The sequence below is a fragment of the Streptococcus oralis genome (assembly GCF_001983955.1).
In the GTDB taxonomy this organism is placed as follows: Bacteria; Bacillota; Bacilli; order Lactobacillales; family Streptococcaceae; genus Streptococcus; species Streptococcus jiangnanensis.
The window spans coordinates 346,146-361,557 of the sequence record NZ_CP019562.1; the positions used below are offsets into that span (position 1 = coordinate 346,146).

The 15,412-nt window shown below is 42.6% G+C and carries 14 protein-coding genes and 1 other RNA gene; 13 read left to right on the forward strand and 2 right to left on the reverse strand.

The window, feature by feature from the left end; genetic code table 11:
- Positions 1–266 precede the first annotated feature (266 nt).
- Both pbp1a and recU read right to left on the reverse strand, forming a co-directional pair.
- Positions 267–2,435, reverse strand: a complete 2,169-nt coding sequence (pbp1a, locus tag BWR56_RS01620) for a penicillin-binding protein PBP1A (protein ID WP_076984324.1) — start codon at positions 2,433–2,435, stop codon at positions 267–269.
- Complete coding sequence (gene recU / locus BWR56_RS01625; protein ID WP_000248756.1) at positions 2,432–3,028, reverse strand: Holliday junction resolvase RecU; 597 nt, start codon at positions 3,026–3,028, stop codon at positions 2,432–2,434. Before recU ends, pbp1a begins: the two co-directional genes overlap by 4 nt.
- Before the next feature lie 66 nt (positions 3,029–3,094).
- Between recU and BWR56_RS01630 the strand changes: the two genes are divergently transcribed.
- From BWR56_RS01630 to fni, 13 genes are all read left to right on the forward strand, one after another.
- Positions 3,095–3,622 carry an SLOG family protein gene (locus BWR56_RS01630; RefSeq protein WP_076984325.1) on the forward strand — a complete coding sequence of 176 codons (528 nt, stop codon included), beginning with the start codon at positions 3,095–3,097 and terminating at the stop codon, positions 3,620–3,622.
- A 69-nt stretch (positions 3,623–3,691) separates the two neighbouring features.
- A complete protein-coding gene (gene gpsB / locus BWR56_RS01635; protein ID WP_000146523.1) occupies positions 3,692–4,021 on the forward strand; it encodes a cell division regulator GpsB in 330 nt (109 codons plus the stop codon).
- Between the two features lie 20 nt (positions 4,022–4,041).
- An RNA gene (rnpB, locus tag BWR56_RS01640) (RNase P RNA component class B) lies at positions 4,042–4,423 on the forward strand.
- An 83-nt stretch (positions 4,424–4,506) separates the two neighbouring features.
- Positions 4,507–5,664 carry a THUMP domain-containing class I SAM-dependent RNA methyltransferase gene (locus BWR56_RS01645; RefSeq protein ID WP_000662902.1) on the forward strand — a complete coding sequence of 386 codons (1,158 nt, stop codon included), beginning with the start codon at positions 4,507–4,509 and terminating at the stop codon, positions 5,662–5,664.
- Positions 5,665–5,676: 12 nt separating this feature from the next.
- Positions 5,677–7,119 (forward strand): cell division site-positioning protein MapZ, encoded by a 1,443-nt coding sequence (mapZ, locus tag BWR56_RS01650; RefSeq protein ID WP_076984326.1) that lies wholly within the window; start codon positions 5,677–5,679, stop codon positions 7,117–7,119.
- Positions 7,120–7,194: 75 nt separating this feature from the next.
- Complete coding sequence (gene gndA, locus BWR56_RS01655; protein WP_076984327.1) at positions 7,195–8,619, forward strand: NADP-dependent phosphogluconate dehydrogenase; 1,425 nt, start codon at positions 7,195–7,197, stop codon at positions 8,617–8,619.
- A gap of 11 nt (positions 8,620–8,630) precedes the next feature.
- On the forward strand, positions 8,631–9,320 hold the full coding sequence (locus tag BWR56_RS01660) for a response regulator transcription factor (RefSeq protein ID WP_007520625.1): 690 nt from the start codon (positions 8,631–8,633) through the stop codon (positions 9,318–9,320).
- 99 nt (positions 9,321–9,419) lie between these two features.
- Positions 9,420–10,427 carry a choline-binding protein CbpJ gene (gene cbpJ, locus BWR56_RS01665; RefSeq protein WP_076984328.1) on the forward strand — a complete coding sequence of 336 codons (1,008 nt, stop codon included), beginning with the start codon at positions 9,420–9,422 and terminating at the stop codon, positions 10,425–10,427.
- 17 nt (positions 10,428–10,444) lie between these two features.
- Positions 10,445–11,464 carry a choline-binding protein CbpC gene (cbpC, locus tag BWR56_RS01670; RefSeq protein WP_076984329.1) on the forward strand — a complete coding sequence of 340 codons (1,020 nt, stop codon included), beginning with the start codon at positions 10,445–10,447 and terminating at the stop codon, positions 11,462–11,464.
- Positions 11,465–11,581: 117 nt separating this feature from the next.
- Positions 11,582–12,460, forward strand: a complete 879-nt coding sequence (mvk, locus tag BWR56_RS01675) for a mevalonate kinase (RefSeq protein ID WP_076984330.1) — start codon at positions 11,582–11,584, stop codon at positions 12,458–12,460.
- Positions 12,442–13,395: a diphosphomevalonate decarboxylase gene (gene mvaD, locus BWR56_RS01680; RefSeq protein WP_076984331.1), complete on the forward strand. Its 954-nt coding sequence runs from the start codon at positions 12,442–12,444 to the stop codon at positions 13,393–13,395. Before mvk ends, mvaD begins: the two co-directional genes overlap by 19 nt.
- Positions 13,382–14,389 (forward strand): phosphomevalonate kinase, encoded by a 1,008-nt coding sequence (locus tag BWR56_RS01685; protein ID WP_061421377.1) that lies wholly within the window; start codon positions 13,382–13,384, stop codon positions 14,387–14,389. Before mvaD ends, BWR56_RS01685 begins: the two co-directional genes overlap by 14 nt.
- A complete protein-coding gene (gene fni / locus BWR56_RS01690) occupies positions 14,373–15,374 on the forward strand; it encodes a type 2 isopentenyl-diphosphate Delta-isomerase (protein ID WP_076984332.1) in 1,002 nt (333 codons plus the stop codon). The genes BWR56_RS01685 and fni overlap by 17 nt, the downstream gene beginning before the upstream one ends.
- Positions 15,375–15,412: the final 38 nt, after the last annotated feature.

Genomic DNA, 15,412 nt, shown 5'->3' on the forward strand with positions numbered 1-15,412 from the left:
TTCGCAACTATTATAAGTAGCGTGTGAAAGGTAAATTTTCAAACTCTATCCATTAGTTTTTTGTTGTATCGCTTTTTCTTGATTTCAAATCTAGACATATAAATTTATTACCTACCTTTTTTAAAAGTTTTATTCAATTTTGGTATGACTTTTTTGCCTATATTTTACTCTGTTGTTATATTAAATAAGTTTAGATTTAAACCTCATCCCAAAAGGTAGAAAAATTTAACTTTTGGAGTGAGGTTCAAAAGAGGGTTGAATAGATTTTATGGTTGTGCTGGTTGAGGATTCTGATTTTGGTTCTGGTTTTGTTGACCAGGCGTTGTATTTGGTTGCTGGTTATTGGTATTATTGTTTGCACTATTATTCGTGCTTGGAGTAGTTGAGCTTGACTGTGAGGTTGAACTTTCTGATGTCGAGCTCGAACTTTCTGGTGTTGGGGCCTGTTGCGGAGCAGGAGCAGTCCATGCAGAACGAGCACCGTTTTTAAAGACGAACTCACCACTTCGATAGAGGCCTTCTGGCATAGTCCAGTCGCCAGGGTTGTTATCCTCAGACAGATAAGTCATCATTGAACGGTAAACCTTAGCTGCAACATAGAAGCCATCACCAACGATAGGAGTAAGGCGGTTTGAGTAACCTGTCCACACAGCCATTGAATATTTGCGAGTATAACCAACAAACATTTCGTCTGGAGCTACATAACCAGTATTTTTGATGTAGTTTTCAATTTCATCATCTGTATAGTTTGATGTACCAGTCTTACCAGCTTGAGGTAGCCAAGGGAGATAAGCACCACGACCAGTTCCGTATGCCAAGACAGTCTTCATCATTTCTGTCATCATATAGGCGGTCGTCTCTTTCATGGCACGAGTACCAGGATCAGCGTATTCTTTTGAGCTACCATCGCTAAAGACGATTTTGTTGATATACATTGGTTTATGGTAGATACCACCGTTAGCAAAAGCAGCGTAAGCAGCAGCCATTTTCTCACTACTTGCTCCATACTTTTTGTTTGACTCAGTCGTATTACTTGAAATCGCGTTGGCATAGTGCATATCTGGATAGTCAATGCCGATTCCATTTAGGAAGGTCTTGGCTCTATCCAAACCGACTTTGTTCAAGGTTTCTACAGCTGTAACGTTCCGTGATTGTTGGAGCGCATATTGGATGGTAATATTTCCAAAATAACTTCTATCCCAGTTGTAGAGTGGAGTATCAGTGCCAGGATAGTTATAAGGAACATCATGTACAATAGAAGCAGTAGAGTCATAGACTCCATATTCTAAAGCGGGAGCATAATCAGTGATGGGTTTCATTGATGATCCCCAGTCACGATTGGTTTCTACGGCCTGGTTGGTACCGAATGAAACATTACTTGCTTGATGACGAGCACCAAGTTGTGCAATAACGTTACCATTAGATACATCTACAATAGTCGAAGCTACTTGCATGTCATCATCAGGATAAGTGACATATTGGTCGGTGTTATAAACATCCCAGAGTCGTTGTTGGACCTTAGAATCAACGTTGGTGTAGACTTCCATACCCGTCGTTAAGAGATTGTAGCCTGTTTCTTGTTCGACTTGATCGATTACCTCTTTGAGGTAATTATCCATGTAAGGAGGATAACTGTTAGCTGATTTTAGGCTTTGAAGTCCATCTGTAATCGGAGTATTAATCGCTTTTTCATATTGCTCAGCTGAAATGTAACCTTGCCCCTTCATCTCAGAGAGGACGAGATTACGACGTTCTTGAGCGGCTTCTGGGTGCGAGTAAGGGTCATACTGGTTTGGAGCCTGAGGCATACCAGCAAGGAGAGCCAGTTGAGGAATACTTAGATCTTTGAGATCCTTGCCATAGTAACTTTGGGCAGCTGTCTGCATTCCGTAGTTACCGTTTGACATGTAAACCTTGTTGATGTAGTAGGTTAAGATCTCTTGTTTAGTCGCTTTTTGTTCTAGCTGAACGGCTAACCAAGCTTCCTGGGCCTTACGAGAAAGGGTTTGATCAGAAGTTGACGTAGAGAAATAGGTTAACTTGATCAACTGCTGCGTCAAGGTTGAAGCTCCTTGCAGACCTCCACCACCACGAAGGTTTCGGAGGGTAGCACCTAGGATACGGATCGTGTCGATTCCTCGGTGATTAAAGAAGCGATGGTCCTCAATCGAAACAATAGCGTTGACCAAATCGGTCGGTATTTCGTTTGCTTGGGCATTGACCCGACGTTCCGATCCAAGATCAGCGATAAGCTCGTCATTGCTATCATAGATTTTACTTGACGTTGTAGCGACTAGTTTACTTTCAGAAAGTTCTGGAGCCTTGCTAACATAGTAGAGGAAGAGACCTCCACCAAGCATTACAGCTGCGATAAATACAGTTAAGAGACTGATGCTGACATACTTAGCTATTCGCAGAAAAGTTTGTTTGTTCATCTTGTTTTACCACCTAGTAAATGTTCTTTGATAATGTCGAGGTAGGGAATTTGAGGAAAAGCACCAGGCTCAATCCTATATCCATTTTCTCGAATATATCCAAGTGGCATTGACTTCTGTCCCTTATCTTGATGATAGAAACGGATGAGATCAATAGCCGGTAATAAGTAGGTTTCTTGCTGAGAAGAAAAGTGAAGGAGTACAAAGCAGATTCCTTGCTGGGCAAGGACTTGTTCCATATGCTGGATCTGATGGAGATGAAAATTCTTCATCGGAATCGCATGTTTTTGCCTGGTTTCCTTTGCTTCAAAGTCGATGTAGTATCCATCATAAACCCCTGAATAGTCAGTAGTTGAAGCTTGTCTAAAGTAGGCTTCAACGATCTTGGCTCGACTTCGTTGGGGATAGTCGACACGTACGATTTGGATGGGAGTCGGTTTCTTGTGAATAACAGCTAACCCATGCGACAAATAGTAGTCGTTCGTAGCATTGATCATCTTTTCAAAAGACATTCCCCGATTTGCGAAATTTTTAGTTTGTGACAGGGGTGCTTGTCTCTTTTGAGATGAAATTTTATGTGGATAGTTGACCATAATTCTCCTTATTGGTACAATAACATCACTCTATTATATCATAAATTTACAAAGAAAGGGTTAAAAATGACATCAGCCTTGATTTTAGGCTATTCAGCCTTTGACCTTGGTCTCTTTAATGACAAGGATATTCGCGTTGATATTATCAAAACAGCCATTCGGAGAGACCTGGAACGTCTAGCAGAGGATGGGGTGAACTGGCTTGTCTTTACAGGGACCTTGGGCTTTGAGTACTGGGCGCTTCAGGTGGCAAAAGACATGAAAGCAGACTATGGATTTCAGTTGGCGACCATTTTTGATTTTGAAACCCATGGTAATAACTGGAATGAAGCAAATCAAGCTAAATTGAGTGAGTTCAAGCAGGTTGATTTTGTCAAATACGCCTATCCACAATATGAGCACAAGGGACAATTACGCGATTATCAGAAATTTCTGCTGGAAAATACAGATACTTGTTACCTTTTTTACGACGAAGAAAACGAAACCAAGTTACGATATTTTTACCAAATGATGAAAAATCAAGCGGACTATGTTACAAGAAGATTAACATTTGAGGACTTGAATGAAATAGTAGAAAATTTTTCTGAAAAGTAAGCCTTTGACCTTGATTTTTACTTGTCTTTTTTTATATAATAATACTAGTAACCCAGAATGGAGAGAGACATGGCAAGTATTATATTTTCAGCGAAAGATATTTTTGAACAAGAATTTGGACGTGAAGTACGTGGATACAGCAAAGCAGAGGTAGATGAATTCCTAGATGATGTGATTAAGGATTATGAAACCTACGCAGCTTTGGTCAAATCCCTTCGTCAAGAGATTGCTGATTTGAAGGAAGAATTATCTCATAAACCACAGGTAGCGCCAACTCAACCAGACTCTATTGAAGTAACAGCTTCTACCTCAATGACAAACTTTGATATTTTGAAACGCTTAAATCGTCTCGAAAAAGAAGTATTTGGTAAGCAAATCTTAGACAACCAAGATTTATAATTGACTAAGGAATGAGTGCAATTTTTGGATAATCGCGTGAAGAGGTTCTCTTTTCATGAGGAAAGTCCATGCTAGCACAGGCTGTGATGCCTGTAGTGTTTGTGCTAGGCGAATCCATAAGCCTAGGGACGAGAAATCGTTACGGCAGTCGAAATGACTAAGTCTTCGGATAGGTCAGAATAGGCTTGAAAGTGCCACAGTGACGGAGTCTTTCTGGAAACAGAGAGAGTGGAACGCGGTAAACCCCTCAAGCTAGCAACCCAAATTTTGGTCGGGGCATGGAGTGCACGGAAACGAACGTAGTACTCTGACTGCTAGCAGATTTATGCTGTTAGCGGTAGACAGATGATTATCGAAGGAAGTGGTCCTAGTCACTTCTGGAACAAAACATGGCTTATAGAAAATTGCATATAGGTTGGGGCTGAGAAATCTTTCTCAACCTCATTTTTTAAAGTGAACAAGAGAAAGGTCTTGCAAGACTAGAAATGAAAGAACAATTTAATTTAATCGCAACTGCTGCGGCGGGTCTTGAGGCTGTCGTTGGACGTGAGGTGCGAGACCTTGGTTATGATTGCCAGGTTGAAAATGGGCGTGTCCGCTTCCAAGGAGATGTGAAGGCAATCATTGAGAACAACCTTTGGCTTCGCGCGGCGGATCGCATCAAGATTGTAGTCGGAAGTTTTCCAGCTAAGACTTTTGAAGAGCTTTTTCAAGGAGTTTTTGCTCTAGATTGGGAAAACTATCTCCCTCTAGGAGCACGTTTCCCGATATCAAAGGCAAAATGTGTGAAGTCTAAACTCCACAATGAGCCCAGTGTTCAGGCTATTTCTAAGAAGGCTGTTGTGAAGAAGTTACAAAAACACTATGCCCGTCCAGAAGGAGTTCCCTTGATGGAAACGGGTCCCGAGTTTAAGATTGAGGTATCTATCCTGAAAGATGTGGCAACTGTCATGATTGACACGACTGGTTCTAGCCTCTTTAAGCGTGGTTATCGTACGGAAAAGGGTGGAGCGCCGATCAAAGAAAACATGGCAGCAGCCATTTTACAACTATCTAATTGGTATCCAGACAAGCCCTTGATTGATCCGACCTGTGGTTCAGGAACGTTCTGTATCGAGGCGGCTATGATTGCTAGAAAGATGGCTCCAGGACTTCGCCGTTCCTTTGCTTTTGAGGAATGGAACTGGGTCAGCGATCGGTTAATCCAAGAAGTTCGCACAGAGGCGGCTAAGAAAATTGATCGTGAACTTGAGCTGGACATTATGGGCTGTGATATAGATGCTCGCATGGTGGAAATTGCCAAGGCAAATGCTCAAGCAGCAGGTGTCGCAGGTGACATCACCTTTAAGCAAATGCGGGTACAGGACTTGCGCACAGACAAGATTAATGGCGTTATCATTTCCAATCCACCATATGGGGAACGCTTGTCTGATGATGCAGGAGTTACCAAGCTCTATGCTGAGATGGGACAGGTCTTTGCACCACTGAAAACGTGGAGTAAGTTTATCCTGACGAGTGACGAAGCTTTTGAAAGCAAGTACGGAAGTCCAGCTGATAAAAAACGAAAACTCTATAACGGGACCTTAAAAGTGGATTTGTATCAATACTTTGGTCAGCGTGTCAAACGCCAAGAGGTAAAATAGAAAGGTGAACTCATGAGTAAGAAAAGACGTGATCGTCATAAAAAAGGACATCAAGAACCACAATTCGACTTTGACGAAGCAAAAGACTTGACTGTTGGTCAGGTCATTCGTAAGAATGAAGAGGTTGAAGCAGGAGTATTGCCTGAGGACAGTATCTTAGACAAATACATCAAACAACACCGTGAAGAGATCGAAGCCGACAAGTTTGAAACTCGTCAGTTTAAAAAAGAAGAACTGGCTTCTACTCAAAACCTAGAGGAAATGATCCAAGAAGTTCGTGAATCAAGTGAATCTTCTGATCAGGTAGACGATTCAGACCTGGTTGCTGAGGGATCTATTGAAGAGATAGAAGAAGAGACTACTCAGTTTGTTCCACCACTTCAAGATGAAGAAAATGCTGAAATAGAGCCTCTCGTTTTAACAGAAACAGAGCCCGAGCAAATAAATGAGGAACAAGAAGAGGAGACCTATACACCTCTATCACGTTCGGCTCAAACAGAACCTGAAACAGGCTCTAAGAAGAAAGCTGTCATCATCATTGCTTCTGTAGTAGCTGCAATCCTTGTGCTTGCTGGAACATATTATGTCTACCGTCAAGTATCTCGTTCAAACCAAGAAATCCAGTCTTCTCAAGCAGCATCTTCGGATGATCAAGGAACACAAACAGTTTTGAAAGACTTCAATGATCTCTATGATACTTTCTATACGGATGCTAATAAGACAGCTCTGAAAAACAGCCAGTTTGATAAATTGAGCCAACTGAAAACCTTGCTAGATAAGTTAGAAGGTAGCCGTGATTATACACTAGCTAAGTCAAGATATGATAGTCTAGCAACTCAAATCAAGGCCATTCAAGATGTTAATGCCCTCTTTGAAAGTCCAGCTATTACGGACGGTGTCTTGGATACCAATGCGAAAGCCAAAGCGGATGCTAAATTTACAGAAATCAAGACAGGGAACACAGAACTAGACAAACTCTTGGATAAGGCCATTAGTCTTGGCAAGAGCCAACAAACCAGTGCTTCCAGCTCAAGTTCAAGCTCTAGCACGAGTCAAGCAAGCTCAAGTTCAGCTACAGAAAGCAATGCAAGCAGTACGACACCTTCTACCAGCACTACGGCACCAGCTAGAGATACGAATGGTGGTTTGTCTGGCGATGGGGTTAATCTTCAAAGAAGTGCTAGTCGTGTACCTTACAACCAATCAGCTGTAGACGATAGCAACAACACTGCTTGGACCTTTGCGGATGGTGTATTGGAACAAGTCCTAGCAACATCACGTGCTCGTGGCTATATCACTGGAAATCAATATATCCTAGAACGTGTCAATATCGTAAACGGAAATGGTTATTACAACCTCTACAAACCAGATGGAACCTATCTCTTCACCCTCAACTGTAAGACGGGTTACTTTGTAGGGAATGGTTCTGGTCATGCAGATGACTTGGACTACTAGGACTCCGTTACAAAATTCTTTCCTTTCATAGGTAAAAATGATAAAATAAAACATATTAAACAAGAGGAGTGTCACATGACAAAAGCTAACTTTGGTGTCGTAGGTATGGCCGTAATGGGTCGTAACCTTGCCCTAAATATCGAATCTCGTGGTTATACAGTTGCCATTTACAACCGTAGTAAAGAAAAAACAGAAGACGTAATTGCTTGCCATCCTGAAAAGAACTTTGTGCCAAGCTATGACGCGGAAAGCTTTGTAAACTCAATCGAAAAACCTCGTCGTATCATGCTGATGGTTCAAGCTGGACCTGGTACAGACGCAACTATCCAAGCTCTTCTTCCCCACCTTGATAAGGGTGATATCTTGATCGATGGAGGAAACACTTTCTACAAAGATACCATCCGTCGTAATGAAGAACTGGCAAACTCAGGTATCAACTTTATCGGTACCGGGGTTTCTGGTGGTGAAAAAGGTGCCCTTGAAGGTCCTTCTATCATGCCTGGTGGACAAAAAGAAGCCTACGAATTGGTTGCTGATGTTCTCGAAGAAATCTCAGCTAAAGCACCAGAAGATGGCAAACCATGTGTGACTTACATCGGTCCTGATGGAGCTGGTCACTATGTGAAAATGGTCCACAACGGTATCGAGTATGGTGACATGCAATTGATCGCAGAAAGCTATGACTTGATGCAACACTTGCTTGACCTTTCTGCAGAAGACATGGCAGAAATCTTTACTGAGTGGAACAAGGGTGAGTTGGACAGCTACTTGATCGAAATCACAGCTGATATCTTGAGCCGTAAAGATGATGAAGGTCAAGATGGCCCAATCGTAGACTATATCCTTGATGCTGCAGGCAACAAGGGAACTGGTAAATGGACTAGCCAATCAGCACTTGACCTTGGTGTGCCATTGTCACTGATTACGGAGTCAGTATTTGCGCGTTACATCTCTACATACAAAGAAGAGCGTGTACATGCTAGCAAGGTCCTTCCAAAACCAGCTGCTTTCAAATTTGAAGGAGACAAGGCTGAGTTGATTGAAAAGATCCGTCAAGCCCTTTACTTCTCAAAAATTATCTCTTACGCACAAGGTTTCGCACAATTACGTGTGGCTTCTAAAGAAAATAACTGGAACTTGCCGTTTGCGGACATCGCATCTATCTGGCGTGATGGCTGTATCATCCGTTCTCGTTTCTTGCAAAAGATTACAGATGCTTACAACCGTGATGCAGACCTTGCAAACCTTCTCTTGGATGAGTACTTCTTGGATGTTACTGCTAAGTACCAACAAGCAGTGCGTGATATCGTAGCTCTTGCTGTTCAAGCTGGTGTACCAGTGCCAACCTTCTCAGCAGCTATTACTTACTTTGATAGCTACCGTTCAGCTGACCTTCCTGCTAACTTGATCCAAGCGCAACGTGACTACTTTGGTGCCCACACTTACCAACGTAAAGACAAAGAAGGAATCTTCCACTACTCTTGGTATGACGAAAAATAAGTAGGTCTGCCATGGGGAAACGGATTTTATTACTTGAGAAAGAACGAAATCTCGCTCATTTTCTCAGTCTGGAACTCCAAAAAGAGCAATACCGTGTTGATCTGGTTGAGGAGGGGCAAAAAGCCCTCTCCATGGCTCTCCAGACAGATTATGACTTGATTTTACTGAATGCTCGTCTGGGGGATATGACGGCCCAGGATTTTGCAGAGAGGCTGAGTCGGACAAAACCGGCCTCAGTGATCATGGTCTTGGACCATCGCGAAGAATTGCAAGACCAGATTGAGACAATCCAGCGCTTCGCCGTTTCTTACATCTATAAGCCAGTGATTATTGATAATCTAGTAGCTCGTATTTCAGCGATTTTCCGAGGTCGGGACTTCATTGACCAACACTGTAGTCAGATGAAGGTTCCAACGTCTTACCGCAACCTACGTATGGATGTAGAACATCATACCGTTTATCGTGGCGAGGAGATGATTGCTCTGACGCGCCGTGAGTATGACCTTTTGGCCACTCTCATGGGAAGCAAGAAGGTCTTGACTCGTGAGCAGTTATTGGAAAGTGTTTGGAAGTACGAAAGTGCAACAGAAACCAATATCGTGGATGTTTATATCCGTTATCTACGTAGCAAGCTTGATGTAAAAGGTCAAAAAAGCTACATTAAAACCGTGCGTGGTGTTGGGTACACCATGCAAGAATAGAAAAGCAGTTGCAGTTGTGTAACTGCTTTTTTTGAGAAATTTCTATATATTGACATACAATAAAGTCTTTGCTACAATCAGTTATGGAGGAAAGATCTAATGAAAAGATTTAAAATAATGATGCAAGTTGGACTAGCCGTCTTTTTCTTTGCTTTGCTAGCGACAAGCACCGTCTTTGCGGATGATGCTGATTCAGAAGGCTGGCAATTTGTCCAAGAAAATGGTAGAACCTACTACAAGAAGGGTGACATCAAAGAAACGGACTGGCGAGTGATTGATGGCAAGACCTATTATTTTGATTATAATGGTGAAATGGTTGTTGGTTGGCAATACATTCCAATGCCAGTTAAAGGATATACAATTGGTCCTTACCCTAATGGCATAAGATTAGAAGGTTCCCCAATGCCAGAGTGGTACTACTTCGATAAAAATGGAGTGCTACAAGAGTTTGTTGGTTGGAAAGCATTAGAGATTAAAACTAAAGACAGTGTTGGAAGAAAGTATGGTGAAAAACGTACAAATCCGGAAGATAAAGAAGAGAAGAGTTTTTACACGAACTATTACTTTAATCAAAATCATTCTTTAAAGACAGGTTGGCTTTATGACCAGTCTAATTGGTATTATCTAGCTAAAACGGAAATTAATGGAGAAAACTATATTGGTGGTGAAAGACGTGCAGGTTGGATAAACGATGGTTCAGCTTGGTACTATCTAGATCCAGAAACTGGTATCATGCAAACTGGTTGGAAGCAAATTGGCAATAAATGGTACTACCTCCGTTCATCAGGAGCTATGACAACTGGCTGGTATCAGGAAGGCTCAACTTGGTACTATTTAGATGCTGAAAATGGCGATATGAAAACAGGCTGGCAATATCTTGGTAACAAGTGGTACTACCTTCGTTCATCAGGAGCCATGGCAACTGGCTGGTATCAGGAAGGTTCGACTTGGTATTATCTACAAACAAGTAATGGCGATATGAAGACAGGTTGGACAAAAGTAAATGGAAACTGGTATTATCTCAATTCCTCTGGAGCAATGGTTACAGGTAGCCAAACTATCGATGGTAAAGTTTATAACTTTGCTTCATCTGGTGAGTGGATTTAATGTTGGAGGAGATACAAATGAAGCTTTTGAAAAAAATGATGCAAGTCGCACTAACAGCATTTTTCTTTGGTTTGCTAGCTACTAATACTGTATTTGCGGATACAACAGGTGGCCAATTTGTTGATAAGGATAATAGAAAATATTATGTAAAAGATGATCATAAAGCAATCTATTGGCATAAAATAGACGGTAAAACTTACTATTTTGGTGATAAAGGAGAAATGGTAGTTGGATGGCAATACTTAGAAATTCCTGGAACAGGTTATCGTGATAATTTATTAGATAACCAACCAGTTAATGAAATCGGACTCCAACAAAAATGGTATTATTTTAGCTCAGATGGTGCTTTGCTAGAACAAACAGATAAACAAGTACTAGAGGCAAAAACGTCTGAAAATACAGGAAAAGTATATGGTGAACAATATACTCCATCTCCTGAAAAGAGAACTTATTATTTTGATAATAATTATGCTGTAAAGACAGGTTGGACTTATGAAGACGGTAATTGGTATTATTTAAATAAGCTAGGAATTTCTGGCGATGATTCTTACAATCCACTACCAATTGGTGAAGTTGCTAAGGGTTGGACTCAAGATTTCCATGTTACTTTTGGTATTGATAGAAGCAAACCTGCTCCGTGGTACTACTTAGATCCAACAACTGGCATCATGCAAACAGGTTGGCAATATCTTGGTAATAAATGGTACTACCTCCGTTCATCAGGATCTATGGCGACTGGCTGGTATCAGGAAGGCTCCACTTGGTATTATTTAGATGCTCAAAATGGTGATATGAAAACGGGCTGGCAATACCTTGGTAACAAATGGTACTACCTCCGTTCATCAGGATCTATGGCGACTGGCTGGTATAAGGAAGGTTCGACTTGGTATTATCTACATACAAGTAATGGCGATATGAAGACTGGTTGGTTCCAGGTTAATGGCAAATGGTACTACGCTTACAGCTCAGGTGCTTTGGCAGTGAATACAACCGTAGATGGTTATTCTGTCAACTATAATGGCGAATGGGTTCAATAATGAAAGAGGCGATTGTGAAGGAAACAATCGCTTTTTTTGTGAAAATATAATAAAATAGATAGGAGAAAATACTACTGTATGAAATGAGACGGTCTTTTCGTCTAGCAAAAGGAAAACATGACAAAAAAAGTTGGTGTCGGTCAGGCACATAGTAAGATTATTTTAATAGGAGAGCATGCGGTTGTTTACGGTTATCCAGCCATTTCCCTGCCTCTCATAGAGGTGGAGGTGACCTGTAAGGTGGTCCCTGCTGAAAGTCTGTGGCGTCTTTATGAGGAGGATACCTTGTCCATGGCGGTGTATGCCTCGCTGGAGTATTTGGATATCAAAGAAGCCTGCATTCGATGTGTGATTGACTCGGCTATCCCTGAAAAACGGGGGATGGGTTCGTCAGCGGCTATCAGCATAGCGGCCATTCGTGCGGTATTTGACTACTACCAAGCCGACCTGCCTCACGATGTGCTAGAAATCTTGGTCAATCGGGCTGAGATGATTGCCCATATGAATCCAAGCGGTTTGGATGCCAAGACCTGTCTCAGTGACCAGCCCATTCGCTTTATCAAGAACGTTGGATTTACAGAGCTTGAGATGAACCTATCCGCTTATTTGGTGATTGCTGATACGGGCGTGTATGGTCACACTCGTGAAGCTATCCAAGTGGTTCAAAGCAAGGGCAAGGATGCCCTACCGTTTTTGCATGCCTTGGGAGAATTGACCCAGCAAGCAGAAGATGCGATTAGACAAAAGGATGCTGAGGGACTGGGACAAATCCTCAGTCAAGCGCATTTACATTTAAAAGAAATTGGTGTTAGTAGCCCTGAGGCTGACTCACTGGTTGAAACGGCTCTTAACCATGGTGCTCTGGGTGCCAAGATGAGTGGTGGTGGACTAGGAGGGTGTATTATCGCCTTGGTAGCCAATCTGGACCAAGCGCAAGAACTAGCAAAACGATTAGAAGAGAAAGGAGCTGTTCAGACATGGATCGAAAGCCTGTAACAGTACGTTCCTACGCAAATATTGCCATTATCAAATATTGGGGAAAGAAAAAAGAAAAAGAGATGGTTCCTGCTACTAGTAGCATCTCTCTGACTTTGGAAAATATGTACACAGAGACGACTTTGTCGCCTCTACCGACGGATGCGACTGCTGATGCCTTTTATATCAATGGTCAGCTTCAGAGTGAGGCTGAGCATGCCAAGATGAGCAAAATCATCAACCGTTACCGTCCAAAAGGTGAGGGATTTGTCCGTATCGATACCCAAAACAACATGCCGACTGCGGCTGGCTTATCATCCAGTTCTAGTGGTTTGTCCGCCTTGGTCAAGGCTTGCAATGCTTATTTCCAGCTTGGTTTAGATCGGAGTCAGTTGGCACAGGAGGCTAAGTTTGCCTCAGGTTCTTCCTCTCGTAGTTTTTATGGACCACTCGGTGCTTGGGATAAGGATAGCGGGGAAATCTACCCTGTAGAGACAGACTTGAAACTAGCTATGATTATGTTGGTGCTAGAGGATAAGAAAAAACCAATTTCTAGCCGTGATGGGATGAAACTTTGTGTGGAAACCTCGACGACTTTTGATGATTGGGTTCGCCAGTCTGAGAAGGATTATCAGGATATGCTGGTTTATCTCAAAGAGAATGATTTTGCCAAGGTTGGGGAATTAACGGAGAAAAATGCCCTAGCCATGCACGCTACGACCAAAACAGCATCCCCAGCCTTTTCTTATCTAACGGATGCGACTTATGAAGCCATGGACTTTGTCCGTCAACTTCGTGAACAAGGCGAAGCCTGCTACTTTACCATGGATGCTGGTCCCAATGTCAAGGTTCTCTGTCAGGAGAAAGACTTGGAGCATTTGTCAGAAATCTTCGGTCAACGTTATCGCTTGATTGTGTCAAAAACAAAGGATTTGAGCCAAGATGATTGCTGTTAAAACTTGCGGAAAACTCTATTGGGCAGGGGAATACGCTATTTTAGAACCGGGGCAGTTAGCTTTGATAAAGGCTATTCCCATCTATATGAAGGCTGAGATTGCTTTTTCTGAGAACTATCGTATCTACTCAGACATGTTTGATTTCGCAGTGGACTTGACACCAAATCCTGACTACAGCTTGATTCAAGAAACGATTGCTCTAGTGGCAGATTTCCTGACTTATCGAGGTCAGGAGCTAAGACCTTTTTCCTTGGAAATCCGTGGCAAAATGGAACGGGAAGGCAAAAAGTTTGGTCTGGGTTCTAGTGGTAGCGTCGTTGTCTTGGTGATCAAGGCCCTGCTGGCTCTATATGATATTACAGTTGATCAGGATTTCTTGTTCAAGCTGGCAAGCGCGGTCTTGCTCAAGCGAGGAGACAATGGTTCTATGGGAGACCTTGCCTGTATTGTGGCAGAAGATTTGGTTCTCTACCAGTCTTTTGATCGAAAGAAGATAGCTGCGTGGTTGGAAGAAGAAAGCTTGGCGACGGTTTTGGAGCGTGACTGGGGCTTTTCTATCTCACACGTACAACCAACCCTAGAATGTGATTTCCTAGTGGGATGGACCAAGGAAGTAGCTGTGTCTAGTGACATGGTTCAGCAAATCAAACAAAACATAGACCAGAACTTTTTAAGTTCCTCAAAAGCAACAGTGGTTACTTTGGTAGAAGCCTTGGAGCAGGGGAAAGTAGAAAATATCATCGAGCAGGTGGAAACAGCCAGTCAGCTCTTAGAAGGCTTGAGCCCAGATATTTACACACCTTCGCTGAGACAGCTGAAAGAAGCCAGTCAAGATTTGCAGGCTGTTGCCAAGAGTAGTGGGGCTGGTGGTGGTGACTGTGGCATTGCCTTGAGTTTTGATGTGCAATCAACTGAAACCCTAAAAAACCGTTGGACCGATCTGGGGATTGAGCTCTTATACCAAGAAAGGATAGGACATGACGACAAATCGTAAGGATGAGCATATCCGCTATGCCCTTGAGCAAAAAAGCTCCTATAATAGCTTTGATGAGGTTGAGTTGATTCATTCTTCCCTGCCTCTTTACGACCTGGATGAGATTGATCTGTCGACAGAGTTTGCAGGTCGAAAATGGGACTTTCCTTTTTATATCAATGCCATGACAGGTGGGAGCGATAAGGGGAGAGAAATCAATCAAAAGCTGGCTCAGGTGGCAGAAGCCTGTGGGATTTTGTTTGTGACGGGATCTTATAGCGCAGCCCTCAAGGATCCAACAGATGACTCTTTTGTTGTAAAATCCAGCCACCCAAAGCTCCTCCTTGGAACCAATATTGGCTTGGACAAGCCTGTTGAGTTAGGACTTCAGACTGTAGAAGAGATGAATCCTCTTCTCCTGCAAGTGCATGTCAATGTCATGCAGGAATTACTCATGCCAGAGGGAGAAAGAAAGTTTCGAAGCTGGCAATCGCATCTGGCAGACTATAGCAAGCAAATACCTGTTCCTATTATTCTCAAGGAAGTGGGCTTTGGGATGGATGTGAAGACTATCGAAAGAGCCTATGAACTGGGTGTTCGAACGGTTGACCTGTCGGGTCGTGGTGGTACTAGCTTTGCCTATATCGAAAATCGTCGCAGTGGCCAGCGTGATTACCTCAATCAATGGGGTCAGTCCACCATACAAGCCCTTCTCAATGCCCAAACCTGGAAAGACAAGGTCGAACTCTTGGTTAGCGGAGGGGTTCGAAATCCGCTGGATATGATTAAGTGCTTGGTCTTTGGTGCCAAGGCTGTAGGACTGTCACGTACCGTTCTAGAGTTGATTGAAACCTACTCCGTCGAAGAGGTGATTGGCATTGTCCAAGGCTGGAAAGAAGATCTGCGTTTGATCATGTGTGCCCTTAACTGTGCTACCATAGCGGATCTGCAAAACGTAGACTATATTCTTTATGGCAAACTAAAAGAAGCAAAAGATCAGATGTAGAGAGGTCGGGACAAGAATCCCGCCCTTTTTTGTAGCAT